The 15,933-nt window shown below is 71.4% G+C and carries 13 protein-coding genes; 5 read left to right on the forward strand and 8 right to left on the reverse strand.

Annotated elements, in window-relative coordinates; genetic code table 11:
* Nucleotides 1-9: 9 nt before the first annotated feature.
* Together NUV38_RS07540 and NUV38_RS07545 are read right to left on the reverse strand one after the other, a co-directional pair.
* A complete protein-coding gene (locus tag NUV38_RS07540) occupies nt 10-1,293 on the reverse strand; it encodes an alpha/beta hydrolase (protein WP_257728535.1) in 1,284 nt (427 codons plus the stop codon).
* 106 nt (nt 1,294-1,399) lie between these two features.
* A complete protein-coding gene (locus NUV38_RS07545; protein WP_257728536.1) occupies nt 1,400-2,056 on the reverse strand; it encodes an SIMPL domain-containing protein in 657 nt (218 codons plus the stop codon).
* A gap of 186 nt (nt 2,057-2,242) precedes the next feature.
* Between NUV38_RS07545 and NUV38_RS07550 the strand changes: the two genes are divergently transcribed.
* Entirely contained in the window at nt 2,243-3,562 is a 1,320-nt protein-coding gene (locus NUV38_RS07550) for an ATP-dependent 6-phosphofructokinase (protein WP_257728537.1), read from the forward strand.
* Between the two features lie 835 nt (nt 3,563-4,397).
* Here NUV38_RS07550 and NUV38_RS07555 read toward each other — a convergent pair.
* Complete coding sequence (locus NUV38_RS07555) at nt 4,398-4,832, reverse strand: GNAT family N-acetyltransferase (RefSeq protein ID WP_257728538.1); 435 nt, start codon at nt 4,830-4,832, stop codon at nt 4,398-4,400.
* A gap of 106 nt (nt 4,833-4,938) precedes the next feature.
* Between NUV38_RS07555 and NUV38_RS07560 the strand changes: the two genes are divergently transcribed.
* Nucleotides 4,939-6,228, forward strand: a complete 1,290-nt coding sequence (locus NUV38_RS07560) for a bifunctional o-acetylhomoserine/o-acetylserine sulfhydrylase (RefSeq protein ID WP_257728539.1) — start codon at nt 4,939-4,941, stop codon at nt 6,226-6,228.
* Nucleotides 6,225-7,346, forward strand: a complete 1,122-nt coding sequence (locus tag NUV38_RS07565) for a homoserine O-acetyltransferase (protein ID WP_257728540.1) — start codon at nt 6,225-6,227, stop codon at nt 7,344-7,346. Before NUV38_RS07560 ends, NUV38_RS07565 begins: the two co-directional genes overlap by 4 nt.
* Nucleotides 7,347-7,362: 16 nt before the next feature.
* Here the strand turns inward: NUV38_RS07565 and NUV38_RS07570 are convergent, their stop codons facing one another.
* Nucleotides 7,363-8,049, reverse strand: a complete 687-nt coding sequence (locus NUV38_RS07570; RefSeq protein ID WP_257728541.1) for a TetR/AcrR family transcriptional regulator — start codon at nt 8,047-8,049, stop codon at nt 7,363-7,365.
* Between the two features lie 129 nt (nt 8,050-8,178).
* Here NUV38_RS07570 and NUV38_RS07575 point away from each other — a divergent pair, with 129 nt between their 5' ends.
* Complete coding sequence (locus NUV38_RS07575) at nt 8,179-9,084, forward strand: NAD-dependent epimerase/dehydratase family protein (RefSeq protein ID WP_257728542.1); 906 nt, start codon at nt 8,179-8,181, stop codon at nt 9,082-9,084.
* A gap of 18 nt (nt 9,085-9,102) precedes the next feature.
* On the opposite strand, the gene NUV38_RS07580 is transcribed toward NUV38_RS07575, so the two are convergent.
* The 4 genes from NUV38_RS07580 to NUV38_RS07595 form a co-directional block, all read right to left on the reverse strand.
* Nucleotides 9,103-9,303: a hypothetical protein gene (locus NUV38_RS07580; protein WP_257728543.1), complete on the reverse strand. Its 201-nt coding sequence runs from the start codon at nt 9,301-9,303 to the stop codon at nt 9,103-9,105.
* A 75-nt stretch (nt 9,304-9,378) separates the two neighbouring features.
* Nucleotides 9,379-10,311 (reverse strand): SPFH domain-containing protein, encoded by a 933-nt coding sequence (locus NUV38_RS07585; protein ID WP_257728544.1) that lies wholly within the window; start codon nt 10,309-10,311, stop codon nt 9,379-9,381.
* A gap of 79 nt (nt 10,312-10,390) precedes the next feature.
* Entirely contained in the window at nt 10,391-11,149 is a 759-nt protein-coding gene (locus NUV38_RS07590) for an SDR family oxidoreductase (protein WP_257728545.1), read from the reverse strand.
* A gap of 1 nt (nt 11,150) precedes the next feature.
* Nucleotides 11,151-11,969 (reverse strand): SDR family oxidoreductase, encoded by an 819-nt coding sequence (locus NUV38_RS07595; RefSeq protein WP_257728546.1) that lies wholly within the window; start codon nt 11,967-11,969, stop codon nt 11,151-11,153.
* A gap of 372 nt (nt 11,970-12,341) precedes the next feature.
* On the opposite strand from NUV38_RS07595, the gene NUV38_RS07600 reads away from it, so the two are divergent.
* Nucleotides 12,342-15,929 (forward strand): hypothetical protein, encoded by a 3,588-nt coding sequence (locus tag NUV38_RS07600; RefSeq protein WP_257728547.1) that lies wholly within the window; start codon nt 12,342-12,344, stop codon nt 15,927-15,929.
* The last annotated feature ends 4 nt before the right edge of the window (nt 15,930-15,933 follow it).

Consider the following 15,933-nt stretch of genomic DNA (forward strand, 5'->3'; position numbering starts at 1 on the left):
CGCGGCCCGTCAGCCGGCCTGGAAGAACCAGCGACGCCGGCCCTCCCCCACGAGCTCGCCCTCGATCACCTCGTCCTGGGCGGCCGACGACTCGTCGACGACCTCGCCGGAGATGGTCTCCTCGTGCTGCGGGTCGTCGTGCTGGGTCGGGTCGGCCTCGTGCTCGGTGGTCGAGGCCTCGCCGACCGCGCGCCGGGCGAAGTCGGCGGCGAGCCGCAGGGCCTGCCGGCTCTCCGGGAGGGTGTCCGCCAGGACCGGGAACGCGTGCACCTGGCCACGCCAGAGGTGCGTCTCGACCTCGACGCCGCGCTCGGCGAGCATGAGTGCCATGGCCTCCACCTCGGGTCGCAGCATCTCGTCCTCGACCGCCACGAAGAAGGCGGGCGAGCTGATGTGGTCGACGGCGTCGAGCGGCGACACCTCGCCCTCGATGACCGCGCCCTCGGGGACCCACCGCTTGCGGATCAGTGCCACCCGGCCGACGGGCAGGTAGGCGTCGCGCACGCGGGAGACCCGGGCGACGCCCTCCTTGTCGATGCGGTCGGGATCGAGGCTGAGCAGCGGCGAGAAGGTGAGCAGCGCGGCGGGAGCCGGCAGACCGCGGCGGTGGGCCAGCTCGGCGATCTTCATGGTCAGGTAGCCGCCGGCGGAGTCGCCCGCGACCACGATCTTGTCGGGGCGGTCGCTCATCTCCACGAGCGCCTCGTAGGCGGTGATGGCGTCGTTCACCGAGTCGGCCACCGACCCCTCGGGCAGCTGCACGTACTCGACGGAGATCACCGTCGCGCCGGTGTAGAGCGCGAGCCGCTCGCAGATCCGCCGGTGGGTCTCGATGCCGCAGGAGAAGAAACCGCCGCCGTGCAGGTAGAGCACGGTCATCTCACTCTCGGGCCCGTAGCGGTGCGTCATGGACTCCACGTGCACGCCACCGAGCTCGAACGAGACGGGCTCCACGTAGCGCGAACGTGGGCCGCGGGCCGACAAGCGGTCGAGCGAGCGCAGCGTCGTGAGGGTGCGGTCGTTGAGGGGTGCCAGCCGCAGGATCGGCTTGAAGACGAGCCGGGCGGTGCGGCCCAGGAACCGGCTCTTGAGGCTGACCGACTCGTGCACCACGGCCTCGTCGTAGACCACGCGCATGGGGCGGGAGCCGAGCGGAAGCACGTTCCTCGCTCGTTCGGCGACCGCCACGACCGGCGGGAGCGGACGGGCGCGGGTGGTCTCGTCACCGGTCGGCGACGAGCCACCGGGCAGGAGCAGGTCGCGCAGGCGACGTGCCAACGAACGCAGGGACATGCTTCCACCGTACTCCCGGTATGGGTTGGGGGCCAGGAGCCCCGTCACACCCGGACGGGATGTTTGCGCAGGTCAGCGCACCTTCACGCCGAGCCTGGCGGTCAGATCACTCCGCCTGGAACCGGGCGTCGACCTCCGCGCGGATCACGATGTCGGCCGGCACGAGGTCGAGTGCGGCGCCTCCTGCGTCGGCCGAGGCCAGAGCGAAGGCGCGGGGCTCGCCGTGCCCGGGGTCGCCCGGCCGCTCGAGCATGCCGGGGTCGGCCAGCTCGAGCGCGGTCACCCGACCCCGTCGCACCGCGTCGGCGTAGGACTGGGCCTTGGTGACGGCGTCGTCGACGGCAGCCTTGCGCACCTCTGCCTCGTAGATGCGGCGACTCTTGACGCCGAGGTCCCACTCGAGTCCCTGGACCTCGACCCCGGCCTGGCCCGACCAGTGGTCGACGAAGCCGCTGAGCCGCTCGAAGTCGACGAACTCGGCCAGCACCTGCACCTGGGCGCTGTGCACCAGGTCGTCAGATCGACGGTCGTCGACCCACGGGTGCCGACTGAACACGCGCACCTGCTCGCTCGACCACGTCCGCACGGCGTCGAGGCTCACGAGCTCGCCGAGCTGGGAGCGCAGCGGCTCCTGCAGCGCCACGGCGCGGTCGCGCACGTCCTGGCGGTCGGCTCCCTCGACCACGACCTCGAGCCGCAGGAGGGCGCGCTCGGCCGGGTATCGCCCCTCGGCGGAGCCTCGGACCGTGATCTGCACACCCATTCCCCCATCGTGCCGTGCTCGCGGTGCCTGCGCGTCCTTTCGCCGAGACCGGACGGCGGCCTTCTCGTTCGGAAGAGGCACGACCGCCGGAAGTCTGACGCGCGCAGCGCCGTCACAGGACGATCGGCCCGTCCTCGCGGGGCCGCCGTGGCGAACCCGAGGGTTCCCTCACCCTAGGATGGAGCCATGGTGACCCTCGCCGAGCTGCAGGTCCGAACCCTCGGCCCGACCACCGTCCCGTCCCCCCTCGCCCAGTACGTGGGTGGGCGCGCGACCAACGAGTACTACGTGGGCGAGGACGACCGGATCCTCTTCGACGACACCATCTCGCTGATCCAGCAACGCGGCCTCCCGCTCGAGGAGCTGCCCTCCTTCGAGACGGGCGGCCCCCGGGACAAGCTCTTCTTCGACCCTGCGTCCGTGCGGGTCGGCATCGTCACCTGCGGTGGACTGTGCCCCGGGCTCAACGACGTGATCCGCGCGCTCGTCATGGAGCTGCACGAGCACTACGGCGTCAACGACGTGATCGGCTTCCGCAACGGCTACGCCGGACTCGTGCCCGAGAACCTGCTCGAGCCGGTGCAGCTGACCCCCGGGTTCGTCGCCAACATCCACGAGCGTGGTGGCACGGTGCTCGGCTCGTCACGCGGCGCGCAGGACGTTAAGACCGTCGTCGACACGCTCCAGCTGCGCGGCATCGACATCCTGTTCGTCATCGGCGGCGACGGCTCGATGCGCGGCGCCCACCGCATCGCCGAGGAGGCCCTCGAGCGCGGCGCGCAGATCGCCGTGGTGGGAGTGCCGAAGACGATCGACAACGACATCCCGCACATCGGCCAGAGCTTCGGCTTCCAGACCGCCTACTCGCGAGCCGCGCAGTCGATCAAGGCCGCCAAGATCGAGGCCGAGGCCTCGCTCAACGGCGTCGGCCTCGTGAAGGTCATGGGCCGCCACGCCGGCTTCATCGCCTGCTACTCCGCGCTCGCCGGCCACGACGCCGACTTCGTCCTCATCCCCGAGGTGCCGTTCGAGCTTGAGGGCGACAACGGGCTGCTCGAGCACGTGCGGCGCAAGGTGCAGGCGCAGGGTCACGCGGTGCTGGTGGTGGCCGAGGGCGCCGGTCAGGAGCACCTGCCCAGCCACGACGAGACCGACGCCTCCGGCAACGCCCGCCTGGCCGACATCGGCCGTCTGCTGCGCGAGCGGATCACCGACGACTTCTCGTCGCGCGGCACCGAGGTGCTGTTCCGCTACTTCGACCCCGGCTACTTCATCCGCTCGGTCCCGGCCGAGCCCGCCGACTCGGTGTACTGCTCGCGCCTGGCGCAGACCGCCGTGCACGCGGCGATGGCCGGTCGCACCGACATGGTGGTCGGACGACGTCGGCACCGGTTCGTGCACGTGCCCATCCCCTACGTGACGCACCGCCCCCACCACGTCTCGCCCGACGGCGACCTCTGGCTGAGCGTCCTCGAGTCCACCGCGCAGCCCTTCGACATGCGCTGAGGCGGCTGGCGCACATCAGCCGGTTCTCGCCAGCGAGATCCTGCGTCGGCTCATCGCCAACGGGCCCGCTTCCGCACGTGCCGAAGTCGAGCGCAGGACCCGCACCGCCGCGAACGTGCTGTCTGTCCGATGCATCGCCCTATCCGAGGTGAGGCGAAGGACCCCGTCCCACCGTGGATCACCGTGTGATCGGGCTGAGCCGACATGCAACCGGGGTCAGCTCGAAGGTTACGCAGTTCCTGTCCATGATCCTGGTGCGGCTGCTAGGTTCCTCGAATCCGCCAAGGGCGGGTGACGTGAGTCTGACTTCCAGGCGCCACGGTGACTGGGGGCTCTCATGACGCACTCTTCGACCTTCTCGGCAGCAATCGCGCCGCTTTCCGGGGTGGTCGTGGTGGGCGTACTGACTGCGGTGCCCGTGTCGCCGGCAGTTGGTACCGAAGCCTCTCAGGAGTTTCCGCGGTCGCAGGGCAACGAGAACACCGGTGATGGGAAGTCGTCGGCGCTGGGTGCAGCGTTGGCGAAGGCTCGATCGGATACGCGACAACGGCCATCGGATTGTCTGCCTGCGTGGAGGTAGGACCGTGATGCGAGCGCGCCTCAATCTCGGCTTCAGTTGCGTCTTGTTTGTTTGCTGGCTTGTGTTGCTGGTGACGAACGGGATGGGGAGCCTTCTGGGGGTGGCTGCCACGCTGGGTCTGGTGGTCGCGTGCTTCTACATCTGGACCTCCCTGTCCTACCTCCGCCGCAATCGGCACGACCGGCCTTCGGGCTGTCGGCGTCGACGAGGCACACGCGTTTGACACTCCGATCACCCCTGGCCGACCCACCGCACCTAGCCCCTCGTGTACCCCACCTCGACGGGGAAGGGCTCGAACTCGCAGGGCTGTGATCGGCCGTCGGGGCGCCAGCCGTGTCGCTCGTAGAAGCGGCGCGCGCGAGTGTTGGCCTCCAGGACCCACAGCCGGTCCACCGACGTCGGCACCGACGCGAGCACCTCGGCGGCGAGGCCGGTGCCGCGATGGCGGGCGACCACGCCGAGGTGGCGCAGCGTCGTCGCGTCGTGGGCCAGGTAGCCCACCGCCACCTGGTCGACCACCACGAGCGACGCGGTCACGGCGGGATCGGCCAGCACCTCGATCCAGCGGTCGCGCACCGCGGTCCACGGGTAGGGCCCGTCGAAGACGTGGGCCAGTGCGTCGGTGTTCGCCGCCCGCTCGACCGAGGCCAGCAGACCCTCGTCGCCGAGGACGGCGCGGCGCAGCTCCATGGGGCGATCGTCGCACGGTCCGCATGATGAGACCCCTTCTCATCCCTTGGCCGACCTGTCACCGTGGAGGTCCATCGACACCCCGCGCCCCACCTCAGGAGATCCCATGAGCGATCAGTGGTCGTTCGAGACCAAGCAGATCCACGCAGGCCAGACGCCCGACCCCACCACCGGTGCGCGGGCCCTGCCGATCTACCAGACGACGTCGTACCAGTTCCGTGACACCCAGCACGCCGCCGACCTGTTCGCGCTGGCCGAGCCGGGCAACATCTACACGCGCATCATGAACCCCACCCAGGGCGTCGTCGAGGAGCGTCTCGCGGCCCTGGAGGGCGGCGTCGGCGCTCTGCTGTTCGCCTCGGGCCAGGCCGCCACCACCGGCGCCCTGACCAACGTGGCCGAGGCCGGTGACCACATCGTGGCGTCCGCCAGCCTCTACGGCGGCACCGACTCGCTGCTGCGCCACACCTTCCCGAAGCTCGGCATCCAGGTGACCTTCGTCGAGGACAACAACGACCCCGCCGCCTGGCGGGCCGCCGCGCAGGAGAACACCAAGGCGTTCTTCGGCGAGACCATCGGCAACCCGAAGGGCGACATCCTCGACCTCGAGGCGATCAGCGCGGTCGCCAAGGAGGTCGGCGTCCCGTTCATCGTCGATAACACCGTGGCCACGCCGTTCCTGCTCAACCCGCTGAAGCACGGCGTCGACACGGTCGTGCACTCGGCCACCAAGTACATCGGCGGCCACGGCACCACGATCGCCGGCGTCGTCATCGACGGCGGCACGTTCGACTACGCCGCCCACGGCGACAAGTTCCCCGGCTTCACGACCGCCGATCCCAGCTACCACGGGCTCGTGTTCGCCGAGGCCCTCGGCCCGGCGGCCTACATCGCCAAGCTGCGCGTGCAATACCTGCGCAACGTCGGCGCTGCCCTCTCGCCGTTCAACGCCTTCCTCATCGCCCAGGGCCTCGAGACCCTGAGCCTGCGGATGGAGCGCCACATCGAGAACACCCGCAAGGTCGCCGAGTGGCTGACCGCCCGCGAGGACGTCTCGAAGGTCACCTGGGCCTCGCTCGATGGCAACCCCTACAAGGAGCTGGCCGACAAGTACACGCCCCGCGGCTCGGGTGCGGTGCTGACGTTCGAGCTGCCGGGCGGCGTGGATGCCGGGCGCCGGTTCATCGACTCGCTCGAGCTGTTCAGCCACGTGGCGAACATCGGCGACGTCCGCTCGCTCGCCATCCACCCGGCCAGCACCACGCACTCTCAGGGCACCCCGGAGGAGCACGCCGCCACCGGCGTGACCCCGGGCCTGGTGCGTCTGGCCGTCGGCATCGAGGGGATCGACGACATCCTCGCCGACCTCGAGGCGGGACTGCGCGCGGCCAAGTGACCTCACCTCACCTGACCGACCAGGATCTCCCTTCCGTCACCGGCGCGTGGCGTGAGGGAGATCCTGTCGGTTCCCGACAGTTCGTCGACGTCGGCGACGTGACCCTCGAGTCGGGTGCCGTGCTGCCCGACGTGCGTCTCGCGTACGAGTCGTGGGGGACCTTCACGGGCGACAACGCCGTGCTGGTGCTGCACGCACTGACCGGTGACAGCCACGTGGTCGGCCCCGTCGGCGACGGGCACGCGAGCCCGGGCTGGTGGGACACGCTCGTTGGTCCCGGCCGCCCGATCGACACCGACCGCTACTACGTGGTGGCCGCGAACATCCTGGGCGGCTGCCAAGGATCGACCGGCCCGTCCTCGGCGGCACCGGCCGACGGCGAGCCCTGGGGCGGGAGCTTCCCCGACCTGACCGTCCGCGACCAGGTAGCGGCCGAGGTCGCGTTCGCCGACCACCTCGACATCGACCGCTGGTACGCGGTCATCGGCGGCTCCGCCGGGGGCATGCGGGCCCTGGAGTGGGCCGTCACGCACCCGCAGCGCGTGGAGCGTCTGTTCCTGCTGGCCACGTCGGCGCAGGCGTCGGCGGAGCAGATCGCCCTGTCGTCGACGCAGCAGGCAGCCATCACCGCCGACGCGCACTTCCACGACGGCGACTACTACGGCGCTCCCCTGGGCCCGACCGCCGGCCTCGACGTGGCCCGCCGCATCGCCCACGTCGCCTACCGCAGCGAGGCCGAGCTGCAGGAGCGGTTCGGACGGACGGTCCAGGACGACGGCCGGTTCGCCGTCGCGTCGTACCTGGAGCACCACGGCGTCAAGCTCGTCCGTCGCTTCGACGCCAACTCCTACCTGGTGCTCACCCGCGCGATGGACAGCCACGACGTCGGCCGTGACCGTGGCGGGGTGGCGGCCGCGCTGGCGCGCATCACCGCGCGCACCGTGGTGGCCGGCATCGACACCGACCGGCTGTACCCGATCCACCAGCAGCAGGAGCTGGCCGACCTGATCCCCGGCGCCGACGGCCTCGACGTCGTCACGTCGCTGCACGGGCACGACGGCTTCCTGGTGGAGTTCGACCAGGTCGGCGACCTCGCCGCAGCCCTGCTCGCCGACTGACGCCCCCGATCCGGGACTAGAGGCCCACGGTCTCGGCCAGCGCCGCCACGTGGACGTCGAGGAAGGCGGCCGGGTCGGTCAGGGTGTCGGGGCCGTACTGGTCGAAGACCTCGAAGGCGACGGCACCGACCAGGGCCGACCAGAGGCCCATGCCCCGAACCAGGTTGCCGGCCGGGAGGGTGAGGCCGAACTCCTCACGGATCGCCTCCATGTCGGTGCGCAGGCTCCGCGGGAGGGGGCCGGCCACCTCCCGCACCTGCCCGGCACGGTGCGCGTCCTCGAGCACGCCCATGAGCGCGACGACGACCCGCGTGCCCGGCTGCACGGTCGTGTCACGCGGCGCCGCGTACCCCGGGACGGGTGTGCCGTGCAGCAGGGCGAAGCGTGACGGCTCGCGCAGGCCCCACGTCCGCATCGCCTGGGTCGCCGCCTGCAGGCGGGCGACCGCGCTGCGCCGCTCCGCCGCCTTCACGGCGGCCTCCACCTCGGCGCCGAGCTCGTCGTACGCGTCGACGATCAGCAGCGTGAGCAGGGCGTCCCGGTCCTTCACGTAGCGGTAGACCGCCGACGACACCATGCCGAGCTCGCGCGCCACCGCTCGCAGGGACAGCTCGGCCGGGGTGGAGGTCGCGAGCTGCGCGCGACCGATCCGGACGATGTCGCGCATGGTCTGCTCGCGGGCGAGCTCGCGGGGAGTGGGCACGGCAGCACCCTACGACGTTGCGGCCACCATGTCGACAAAGCGAGCGGTGCTCTTGACTTCGGGGGGCGAGGGGTGCACGCTGGTCACAACCGAGAGCACTGCTCTCGCTTTGATCACCCAGGAGACACCATGCACACCCTCGTCATCGGAGCCGGCCAGGTCGGCCCTCACGTCGCTCTTCACCTCGCCCGTCGCGGAGACGCCGTCCGCGTCGGCACCCGGTCCGGTTCCGGACCCGAGCACCCGCTCGTCGAACGCGTCCGGCTCGACGCCACCGATGCCGCCGACCTCGACCACGCGTTCGCCGACGTCGACGTCGTGCACCTGTGCCTGCACGCCTCGGCGTACAGGCCCGACGTGTGGGAGCGCGAGCTGTACCCCCTGGAGGCCGGCGTCCTCGACGCAGCGGCACGGCACGACGTGCACGTCGTGTACCCGGAGAGCGTGTACGCCTTCGACACGTCGGGCGTCCTCGGCGACGACCTCCACGTCGCGCCCCGGTCCTCGATGGGACGCGTCCGCGCCGAGCTGCTCGCGCGTCGCGCAGCGTCACCGGCGCGGACCACGAGCGTGGTGGCGTCGGACTTCTACGGTCCGGGTGCCTCCATGGCGCACGGCGGCGACCGCGTGAGGGAGCCGGCGGCCGAAGGGCGCACGGTCCGCCCGCTCGGTCGGGTCGACCTCCCCCACGCGTGGACGTACCTGCCCGACCTGGCGTCGGCGATGGTCGCAGCATCGGAGCTGCCCGCCGCGCGCGACCGGATCGTCCTCGCCCCGGTCGTCCACGCCACCCAGCGCGAGCTGGCCACGGCCTACGCGGTGGCGGCGGGGCACACGTCGGCCCGGGTGCGGCCGGTCCCCGCCTGGGCGCTGAAGGCCCTGGCGCCGGTCAGCGCCGACATGCGGGCCATGGCCGCGATGTCGTACCTCTTCACGGAGCCGCTGCTGGTCGACGAGCAGGCGAGCGTCGAGCGGCTCGGCATCGCCGCGACGTCCCTCGAGGACGCCGTGCGAGCGTCCGTCCTCGTCGGGTGACGCCGATGCGGACGGCCGTCAGTCCTCCTTCGGCGGACGGCCGGGGCGGCGTGGGGCCGAGGCACCCTTCGGCATCCGCCCGGCGTCCTTGAGGGCCCCGCGCAGCAGGTACTCGATCTGCGCGTTCGTGCTCCGCAGGTCGTCCGACGCCCAGCGGGCGAGGGCGTCGTGGACCTGCGGGTCCAGCCGCAGCAGCAGCTTCTTGCGCTCGGTACTCATCGGGTCGGGCTCATCGGGTCGGGCTCATCGCGGCGGGGTCACGGGATCGCGGGCATGCATGGTCGAGGACGGCTCTCAGGAGTACAGGGAGCCGGTGTTGACCACGGGCTGGGCGTCGCGGTCGCCGCACAGCACGACGAGCAGGTTGCTCACCATGGCGGCCTTGCGCTCCTCGTCCAGCTGCACGAAGTCCTTGGACTCGAGCCGCTCCAGTGCGGACTCGACCATGCCCACGGCACCCTCGACGATCTCCTGGCGCGCGGCCACGATGGCGCCGGCCTGCTGACGACGCAGCATCGCCTGCGCGATCTCGGGGGCGTAGGACAGGCGGTTGATCCGCGACTCCACGATCCGGACGCCGGCGGACCGGACCCGCTCGTCGACCTCCTCGGACAGCCGGCCGGTGATCTCGTCGGCGTTCTCGCGCAGCGACAGACGCCCGGCGGCGTCGTAGGGGTAGCTGCCGGCGATGTGGCGCACGGCCGCCTCGGTCTGGATGGCCACGAACTCCACGAAGTCGTCGACCTCGAAGCTGGCGCGCGCGGTGTCCTCGACCCGCCACACGACGATCGCCGAGATCTCGATCGGGTTGCCGTCGGCGTCGTTCACCTTGGCCGTACCCGTCTCGTGGTTGCGGATGCGGGTGGAGATCTTGGTGCGGCCGGTCAGCGGGTTCACCCAGCGCAGGCCCTCCGTGCGGACGGTGCCGGTGTAGGAGCCGCCGAGGATCTGCAGCACCCGCGCCTCGTTGGGCGCCACGAGCGTGAGCCCGCAGGACGCCGCGAACGCGACGAGGGCGAGCAGCACGCCGACGACGATCAGCGGGATCGACTCCTGCACGGCGGCGAGCACGACCAGGCCGACACCGACGAGGAAGCCGATGATCGACGCGATGGCGATCGTGGCTCCCCCGGTGCTCCAGGCCTCGCGCTCGGCGATGGTCGGCTTCTCGTCGGCCAGCGGCGTCTCGACGGCCGAGGCGGGCTCGGGGATGACAGGTGCGCTCATGATGGTCTCCTCCCAGCTCCCCGGGTCGTCCGGAGTGCTATGAAAGTGATATCACATTATCGACCGGCGACCCAACCCGTCAGACCAGCTTGCGCACGATGCCGCGCGGGGCGTGCTTCATGACCTGGCCGACAGCAGCCCAGGGCCAGCCCGGCGTGGCCGCGGTGTCGACCTCCTTCTGGATGGCCTTGACCATCGAGCGCACGCCCGTCTCGGTGTCGACCATGAGCTTCTGCTCCTGCTCGACCTGCTCGTTCATCTCCGAGGCGATGTAGCCGGGGAACAGCGTGGTCACGGCGATGTCCACGCCCTTGCGTCCGACGAGGTCCATGCGGATCCCCTCGGCCAGGTGCGCGATGCCGGCCTTCGTGGCGGCGTAGGAGGTCATCGACGACGGCATGCCGCGCATGGCCGACATCGACGAGATGACCACGAGGTGGCCGGCCTTGCGCTCGTAGAAGTGCTCCATCGCGGCCTCGCACTGGGCCATCGCGGCGATGAAGTTCGTCTCGGCGGTCTCCTTGTTGGCCGCGAACATGCCGATGCCGATGCGCCCGCCCTTGCCGAGGCCCGCGTTGACGATCACCCGGTCGAGCCCGCCGAGGTCACCGATGGCGGCCTTGAAGACGGCGAAGACCTGGTCGTGGTCGTTCACGTCGAGCGCGTGCACGACCACCTGCACGTCCGGGTGCGCGGTGGTGATCTCGGCGGCGAGCGCCTCGAGGCGGTCCACGCGACGCGCGGTCAGGGCCAGGTGGTGCCCCTGGGCCGCGAGCTGGCGGGCCATCTCGGCACCGAGACCCGAGCTGGCCCCGGTGATGAGGACGTTGGTGCGCACGTCAGTCCTTCCGAGCCATGCGAACGGCGGCCTTGGCCATCTCGCGGTAGTAGAGCGGACGCAGGAAGCGCTTCGCGGTGTAGGCGATCCTGCCCTCCCGGTCGGTCAGCACGATGTGGCGACCCTTCTCCACGTCGGCGAGGACGACCGTGGCGATGTCGGCGGCGGTGCGCTTCGACCCGTCGATCAGCTTGGCCGCCGAGGCCTGCGCCGACTCGTCCTTGCCGCGCATGGAGGCGGTCAGGTTGGTCTTGAAGAACGTCGGGCAGACGACGCTCACGGCGATCCCGTTCGGCTTGAGCTCGTGGAACAGGGTCTCGCTGAGGGCCACGACCCCCGCCTTGACCGCGTTGTACTCGCTCATGCGCGGCGGGTGGATCAGGCCGGCCGCCGACGCGGTGTTGACGATCGTGCCGCTCCCCTGCTCCTTGAGCATCGGCACGAAGGTGCGGCAGCCCCGCACGACGCCCAGCAGGTTGATGTCGACGATCCACTGCCACTGGTCCATCTCGGACAGCTCGATGCGACCACCAGCGGCGACGCCGGCGTTGTTGAACAGCACGTCGAGGCCGCCCCAGGTCTCGACGACGTGGTCGCGGACCGTCTGCCAGTCGACGTCGGAGGTGACGTCGAGCCGGCGGTACTCCACCGTGCCGGGTCCGGCGTCCGCGAGGACCTGCACGGGAGCCGGGACGTCGGCGTGCACGTCGGTCGCGAGCACCCGACAGCCTCGTTCGGCCAGCTGGGTCACGAGGGCGAGGCCGAGGCCGGAGGCGGCACCGGTGACGAGCACACGCGTGCCCGGAGCGAAGGTGGTCATGCTCAGATACTAACGGTATCTGAAATGGCGATCCAGCCCGGTGCTCGCGTCCGCGGTCCTTCCCCACAGGTATGGGCAACCCTGTGCGCGAATGACACGGGTGTTGTTCACAGCTGTGGAGGGCCCTGTGCACGAATCACACCGGTGTTGTTCACAGGTGTGGGCAACCCTGGGGAGAACGACACGGGTGTCATTCGTGCCGCACCGTTCCGCATGACGTGACGCGGGTCTCACCGGAGGTGCAACCTAGCGGATCCGACGACGCGGCCACCAGAGCCGTCGGAGCCCCCCGAAAATGGCCCGTGACTCCCCGTCACCGCCGACGTTGGAGGAATCTGACAGTCCTCTCACGTCCCGCACAGGAGCCGTCCGATGCCCCATCGCCCCTCCCCACGCCACCGCGACCCGCTTCGAGGCGCGCGCCGGCGACGACTCGGCGTCCTCGGCGCGAGTGCCGTCGTGCTGGCCGGAGTCCTCCCCACGCTGGGTGCACAGGCAGCCGTCTCCGGCCTGACCGCGGGTCAGGAGATCTCCGGGATCGTCGCGGTGAACGAGGCGCGGGGCGGCGACAACAACTGCATCGCCCAGGACCGCAGCTCCTCGCGCCTGAGCGTGACGCGGGTCGCCGACGGCCAGGTCGTCCACACGGCCTCGCGCAACGGGTCCGGGGCGCTCAGCAGCACCTGGGACACGCTCGGCCAGCCGCTCGGCAGCTACCGGGTGCAGTCGTGGACACGCGACTCCCGACGTTCCGGCTTCGCGAACCTGGGCTGCACGGCCCAGAGCGAGGTCCAGGCCTCGAACCTCGTGGTCACCCTGCGCAACCGCGCCGCGGTGCGGGTGAGCGCTCCCGCGTCCGTGGTGAGCGGCGAGGACCTCGCCGTCTCGGTGACGACGTCGGTGCAGGCGAACGGCGTGACCGACCGTGCGCTGGGTGGTCGCAGCGTGACGGTGACCGTCGGCGACGACGAGCGGACCGTGACGACCGACGCCCAGGGCCGCGGCAGCGTGGTCGTGGACCTGCCCGACCTCCCGCGCGGCGCCCTCGGCGTCTCCGCCTCGGTGGCCGACGATGCCTCCTACCTCGGCCTCGACGGCAGCACCAGCGCGACCGTCGCACGTCGCAGCACCGCGCTCCGCTACGACGGCACCACCCGCGTGCAGCCCGGCAGGAAGGCGACGCTCGCCGCGGTCCTGACCGACGTCACCCCGGGCAGCGCCCGTGCCGGCGAGCCCGTGGCCGACCTCCCCGTGGCTCTGTCGATCGGGGACGACCCCACCGACGCCAGCACCGACGCCGAGGGCGTGGCCCAGCGCACCGTCACCGTCGAGGGACAGAGCCGGGTCGAGCCCGTGGCCGCCGTCTTCGCGGGCACCGAGATCTGGAGTCCGTCCCGCGACGACGTGAAGCTCTACGTCGGCGATGCGGCCGCGGAGAGCGCCCCCGAGGAGCACGGGCTGATCGGCGGTCTGACCCGACTGCTCGGTGGCGTCGTCGCCGACCTCGGCACGGCGGTGGGTGGACTCACCGGCAGCCTGCCGAACTCGGAGGCCGCCGTCGACCCGCTGCTCGAGCAGCTCGCGGCCCAGCTGGGCGATCTCGGAGACGAGGTCGGGCGGATCGGTGACCCGCTCGACGACACGGTCGACGCGGTGATCGACGGCGTCACCGCCGGCAGCCCGCTGGCAGACCTCGCCGACGCGGCGCGGTTCCGCTGGCGTGCCGTGCTCGCGCAACCCGACGGGACCCAGAGGGCCCGCGAGTTCTCCGCCGTCATCGGCGTCCCGCAGTACCTCGACGTCACCGGCGACGGCAAGCCCGACGTGCTTGCCCGCGTGACGCTCGAGGGCACCACGCCGGTCATCACGACGCTGCGCGCCGACGCGGAGGGCACGCCGTTGCCCCTGAGCCTGCAGGCCGTCGTCGGGCTGCCCGGCGACGCCACCCGCTACCGGTTCGGCTTCGACACCCGCACCAGCGACGCCCCGCGCGAGTTCCGTGCCGCGGTCGTCCTGGCCTCGGGCGGCGCCGCGCTCGAGGTCGCCTCGAGCGGCACCGCCCCCCTGGCCGTCACCGGTGCGATCGTGCCCGAGCAGGCGGAGCCGTCGGACGAGACACCCGTCGCCTCCGGTGACGAGGTCGAGCTCGACGACGCCCCGCTCGAGGCGCCGCAGGACCTCGCACCCCAGGAGCAGCGCTTCGGCATCAGCTTCGACCACGCGCCCGAGGCGGCGCGCCTGGCACTGTCGCTCGGCGGCACCCAGCAGGTGGCCGGCACCTTCACGACCCAGCGGCCCACGGAGATCGGGATCCAGTTCACCGAGGACGGCGGCAGTGACGAGGTCACGGTCGTCGACGGCACCTTCCGCTCGGTCGACGGCGAGGTCGGTGTCGGTCTCACCGGCACCGAGGAGACGGGGCTCAACGCCTCCGTCACCGGCGACGTCGAGCTCGACGACGTCACGCTGCGGGCGCAGACCCTGGCGAAGGGCCGCACGGCCCAGGACGTCCGCCTCAGCCTGCAGGAGGTGCCGACGTCGATCGACTTCACCCTCGGTGCCGACGGTGCCGGCGGTCTCGAGGCGAGCGGCCCGATCGGGACGTTCGCCGCGGGCTACAGCCGCGGGGGCGAGATCGTCACGCTCGACGACCCCAGCTACCTGCGTCTCGTGGACGAGGGCGGCCACGACTCCGTCGCAGTCCGCCTGCCGGGGTTCGAGGGGATGACGATCGACCTGCAGGAGACGATCTCCCTCGGCCTGACCATCGCGCCGACACCGCTGCGCGCCCTGGTGACGCAGGAGACGCTGACGCTCGACGCCCGGATCGAGGACGCACCCCGCACGTTGACGCTCGGGCTCTCCGACGACGGTGCCGTCTCGGTCCGCGGTTCGGACCCCATCGAGTCGGTGACCGTGGAGGCCACCGACCAGAGCGGACGACTCCTGGGCGCCGACCAGCTGGACCTGCGCCTGACGGACGTGCCCGAGCTGCTCGCGGTCGAGGTCGGTGACGACGGCGTCAGCTTCGACACCGGCGGCAAGGCGGTGGGCCTCGTCGAGGTCGACGCGCACTCCGGCACCCCGCTGGAGCTGCCGGCCGACACGGACGGCCTGGCGCTGCGCCAGCGTGAGGACGACACCCGGCTCGCTGCCCGCGTGAGCGGGCTGCGGGCGATCAGGGCCTCGCTCGGCGACCAGCCGGACGTCCTGCTCGACACCGTCGCCGGGAGGATCTTCGAGATCTCGCTCGACGACGGTGGCGACCCGGTCACGGCGACGATCGACCACCTCCAGCCGAACATGACGCTGCGGCTGGTGGAGGCCGAGGGGGCGACCCGTCTCGAGTACGCGGCCGACGCCAGCACGAACCGATTGTCCTTCGACCTCGGCGGGCTCTCCGGCTCCATCGCCGGACCGCTGCCCGCGAGGCTGCGGGTGTGCATGGCCGAGGACGAGGCCTGCCTGCCCGGCGCCGGGATCGACGACCCGGGCATCGGGTCCGTGCAGTTCGACGCGAGCGAGTACACGACGCTCGACCTCGTCGACTCCGCCGGTGGGTTGTCGGCCAACGGCCTGCGCCTGCAGCGGCTCGACCTGACCGGTGACCTCGACGCCGACGACGGGGGGCCGGTCTACCTGAACACCACGTCGTTCGGTGGTGCGTGCGGGAGCGCGGGGTGCGAGCACCCGATCCGCGGCGGGAACGTCGTGGCCGAGCTCGGCTCGGCGCGGCTGACCTTCACCCCGGGCAACGGCTTCTCGGCCGTCGACGCCAGGACCGACCTGGAGACGACGAAGCTCTTCGGCCAGACGACGGGTGTCCGGGCGACGGGCGGCACCGGCATCGTCCGGTGCGTGTCGGCCACCGCGCTTCAGGTCCGGGTCGAGGTGATCGGCATCCCGATCACGCTCAACCTGCGCGACGCGATCTGCAACGTGAACCGCACGCCGCGCTGATCGA

This window comes from Aeromicrobium sp. 50.2.37, assembly GCF_024655735.1.
Classification (GTDB): Bacteria; Actinomycetota; Actinomycetes; order Propionibacteriales; family Nocardioidaceae; genus Aeromicrobium.

Bases quoted from the DNA above. Each gene is read 5' to 3' on its own strand.
- NUV38_RS07540 (WP_257728535.1), bottom strand. From the start codon at position 1,293: ATGTCCCTGCGTTCGTTGGCACGTCGCCTGCGCGACCTGCTCCTGCCC.
- NUV38_RS07545 (WP_257728536.1), bottom strand. From the start codon at position 2,056: ATGGGTGTGCAGATCACGGTCCGAGGCTCCGCCGAGGGGCGATACCCG.
- NUV38_RS07550 (WP_257728537.1), top strand. From the start codon at position 2,243: ATGGTGACCCTCGCCGAGCTGCAGGTCCGAACCCTCGGCCCGACCACC.
- NUV38_RS07555 (WP_257728538.1), bottom strand. From the start codon at position 4,832: ATGGAGCTGCGCCGCGCCGTCCTCGGCGACGAGGGTCTGCTGGCCTCG.
- NUV38_RS07560 (WP_257728539.1), top strand. From the start codon at position 4,939: ATGAGCGATCAGTGGTCGTTCGAGACCAAGCAGATCCACGCAGGCCAG.
- NUV38_RS07575 (WP_257728542.1), top strand. From the start codon at position 8,179: ATGCACACCCTCGTCATCGGAGCCGGCCAGGTCGGCCCTCACGTCGCT.
- NUV38_RS07580 (WP_257728543.1), bottom strand. From the start codon at position 9,303: ATGAGTACCGAGCGCAAGAAGCTGCTGCTGCGGCTGGACCCGCAGGTC.
- NUV38_RS07585 (WP_257728544.1), bottom strand. From the start codon at position 10,311: ATGAGCGCACCTGTCATCCCCGAGCCCGCCTCGGCCGTCGAGACGCCG.
- NUV38_RS07595 (WP_257728546.1), bottom strand. From the start codon at position 11,969: ATGACCACCTTCGCTCCGGGCACGCGTGTGCTCGTCACCGGTGCCGCC.
- NUV38_RS07600 (WP_257728547.1), top strand. From the start codon at position 12,342: ATGCCCCATCGCCCCTCCCCACGCCACCGCGACCCGCTTCGAGGCGCG.